The organism is Streptomyces sp., assembly GCF_031181705.1.
GTDB lineage: Bacteria > Actinomycetota > Actinomycetes > Streptomycetales > Streptomycetaceae > Streptomyces.
Window position 1 is genome coordinate 5285 of sequence record NZ_JAPSKN010000190.1, and the last position, 2971, is coordinate 8255.

The 2971-nt window shown below is 74.6% G+C and carries 3 protein-coding genes; all 3 read left to right on the top strand.

From position 1 onward, the window contains the following. Positions 1 to 53: 53 nt before the first annotated feature. The 3 genes from RIN80_RS24895 (at position 54) to RIN80_RS24905 (ending at position 2818) form a co-directional block, all read left to right on the top strand. Positions 54 to 1493 (top strand): DUF2252 domain-containing protein, encoded by a 1440-nt coding sequence (locus tag RIN80_RS24895; RefSeq protein WP_309097887.1) that lies wholly within the window; start codon positions 54 to 56, stop codon positions 1491 to 1493. 49 nt (positions 1494 to 1542) lie between these two features. Continuing rightward, on the top strand, positions 1543 to 2397 hold the full coding sequence (locus RIN80_RS24900) for a hypothetical protein (protein ID WP_309097888.1): 855 nt from the start codon (positions 1543 to 1545) through the stop codon (positions 2395 to 2397). A 73-nt stretch (positions 2398 to 2470) separates the two neighbouring features. Beyond that, complete coding sequence (locus RIN80_RS24905) at positions 2471 to 2818, top strand: rhodanese-like domain-containing protein (protein WP_309097889.1); 348 nt, start codon at positions 2471 to 2473, stop codon at positions 2816 to 2818. Positions 2819 to 2971 lie beyond the last annotated feature (153 nt).

Consider the following 2971-nt stretch of genomic DNA (forward strand, 5'->3'; position numbering starts at 1 on the left):
CCGGTTGTACGGTCGGCACGAGTTGATGTTCGCGTGCGGGGGAGGCGGTCGGGATGAGCGGAACGGCGGCGGGGAAGAGCGACGGGAAGAACGGCGGGGACGGGACGGCGCCCCGGCTGCCCCGGGTGCGCGGCTTCGCGGAGTGGCCCGCCGCGGGCTCGCCCAAGGAGGAGGGCAAGGCGCTGCGCGAGCGCGTCCCGCGCAGCGCGCACGCCACGTTCGACCCGGACCCCTCCCGGCCCGACGCGGTGAGCGCGGTCGAGGAGTCGGGCCGCGGCCGGCTCCCCGAGCTGACGCCCCTGCGGGTGGGCCGCATGACCGCCACCCCGTTCACGTTCCTGCGCGGCGCGGCCGGCCTCATGGCCCACGACCTGGCGCGCACCCCCATGACCGGGATCGGGGCCCAGATCTGCGGCGACGCCCACGCGGCCAACTTCGGCCTGTACGGCGACGCGCGCGGCGGCCTGGTCATCGACCTGAACGACTTCGACGAGACGGTGCACGGCCCCTGGGAATGGGACCTCAAACGCCTGGTGACCTCCCTGGTGCTGGCCGGCCGTGAGGCGGGCGCGGACGAGGACACCTGCCGCAAGGCGGCCCACGACGCGGCGGGCGCCTACCGCCGCACGATGCGGCTGCTGGCGAAGCTCCCGGTCCTGGACGCGTGGAACGCCATCGCGGACGAGGAACTGGTCTCCCACACGGACGCCCACGACCTGCTCGGCACCCTGGAGCGGGTCTCGGAGAAGGCCCGTCTCAACACCAGCGGGCGCTTCGCGGCCAAGTCGACCGAGGCCACGGAGGACGGCGGACGCCGCTTCGTGGACGCCCCGCCGGTGCTGCGGCGCGTCCCGGACGAGGAGGCCGCGGCGGTGGCGGCGTCCCTGGAGGAGTACCGGGAGACCCTGCCGGAGGACCGCCTGCCCCTGCTCGCCCGGTACGCGGTGCACGACGTGGCGTTCCGCGTCGTCGGCACCGGCAGCGTCGGCACCCGGTCCTACGTCGTGCTGCTCCTGGACCACCGGGGGGAGCCGCTGGTGCTCCAGGTGAAGGAGGCGCGGACGTCGGCGCTGGTGCCGCATCTGGTGACGGCCGGCTTCGAGCCGCCCGAGGCCGGTCATGAGGGCCGCCGCGTCGTGCTCGGCCAGAAGCGCATGCAGGTCGTCAGCGACAGCCTGCTCGGCTGGACGACGGTCGACGGACACCCCTTCCAGGTCCGTCAGTTCCGCAACCGCAAGGGCAGCGTCGATCCGGCCGCCCTGGCCGCCGACCAGATGGACGACTACGGCCGCATGACCGGCGCCCTCCTGGCCCGGGCCCACGCCCACAGCGCCGACCCCCGGCTCATCGCCGGGTACTGCGGCAAGAACGAGGAGCTCGACGAGGCGATGGCGGCCTTCGCCGTGGCCTACGCCGACCGCACGGAAGCGGACCACGCGGACCTGGTGGCGGCGGTGCGCGCGGGGAAGGTCGCGGCGGAGACGGGCGTGTGACGCGCGGCGGGCGCGTGGGCCCGGCCCGGCCGTGGCCTAGGCTGGTCGGGTGACGACCCCGGAAGCTGAGCAGGGTGGTGGCGGCGCCGGTGAGGAACAGGTGACGCCCGAGGACGAGGCGGCGCGCCCCGAGGCGCGGCTGGAGCGGGCCGTACGGGCCGCCGAGCAGGCGCTGATCGAGTACGAGATCGCGGTGGAGACCTTCCGCGTCGAGGTGGAGAACTTCTCCCGGCTCCACGAACAGAAGCTCGGTCCGCTCTACGCCCGTCTCGAGGAGCTGGACGCCCGGATTCTTCAGGCCCGCGCCGCCCGCAGCGGCGACCCCGAGGACCACCGCCGGGCGGAGGAGGCTCGGGCCCGGCTCGCGCCGATCCCGGGCGTGGAGGAGCTGCTGCACGGCTGGATGGACGACAGCGGCCTCTTCCCGGAGGCCGTGGCCATGCTCACGGACCAGGCGGTCCGCCCCCCGCAGCGCGTCCGGCCCAGCGAGGAGGCCCGCAAGCTCTACCGCGACCTCGCCCGCAAGGCCCACCCGGACCTCGCGCAGGAGGAGAAGGAGCGCCAGCGGCGCGAGGAGTTCATCACCCGCGTCAACGCCGCCTACGCCCGCGGCGACGAGGCGGAGCTGCGCGAGCTCGCCGAGGAATGGGCCAAGGGGCCCGAGCTGAAGCTGGGCCCCAGCCGTGCCGAGGAGCTGTACGCCCGCCTCGAATGGCTCGCCCAGCGCAAGGAGCTGCTCGCGCTGCTCGCCAAGGAGCTGGAGGACAGCGCCATAGGCCACATGCTCCAGCTGGCCCCGGACGACCCGGACCGCCTGCTGGACGAGATCGGGCAGCAGCTGCTCACGCAGGTCGGCGAGCGGGAGACGGAGCTGGCCGCGCTGCTCGGTGACGGCACGGACTGATCACCGCCCCGGACGTCCCGGCCGCCCCGGACGCCCCGGCCGTTCCGGGGTGGGTTCGGGTAGCGTCGGACGCATGAGTTTTGGAGCTGGTGTCCCCACCGTCGCGGTCGCGGACCTCAAGGACGGCGACTTCCTGCTGGACGTCCGGGAGGACGACGAGTGGAAGGCGGGTCACGCCGAAGGGGCGCTGCACATCCCCATCAGCGAGTTCGTCGCCCGGTACGGCGAGCTGACCGAGGCCGCCCCGCAGGACGGCCGGGTGCACGTGATCTGCCGCTCCGGCGGCCGTTCCGCCCAGGTCACCATGTACCTGGCCCAGCAGGGCGTCGACGCCGTGAACGTCGAAGGCGGCATGCAGGTGTGGGAGGCGGCGGGCCGTCCCGTCGTGACCGACGACGGGCAGCCCGGGTTCGTCCTCTAGGGCCTGTCCGCATCTAGGGCCTGTCCGCCTCCAGGGCCCGTCCGCGCGGCGGTCGGGATCCGGCCCGGGGCGCTCAGGCCGGCCGGACGTCGGCGCCGAACCCGCCGTGCGGATACCGCGCGGTCCGCACGACCCGGCGCACGCCCTCGCCCG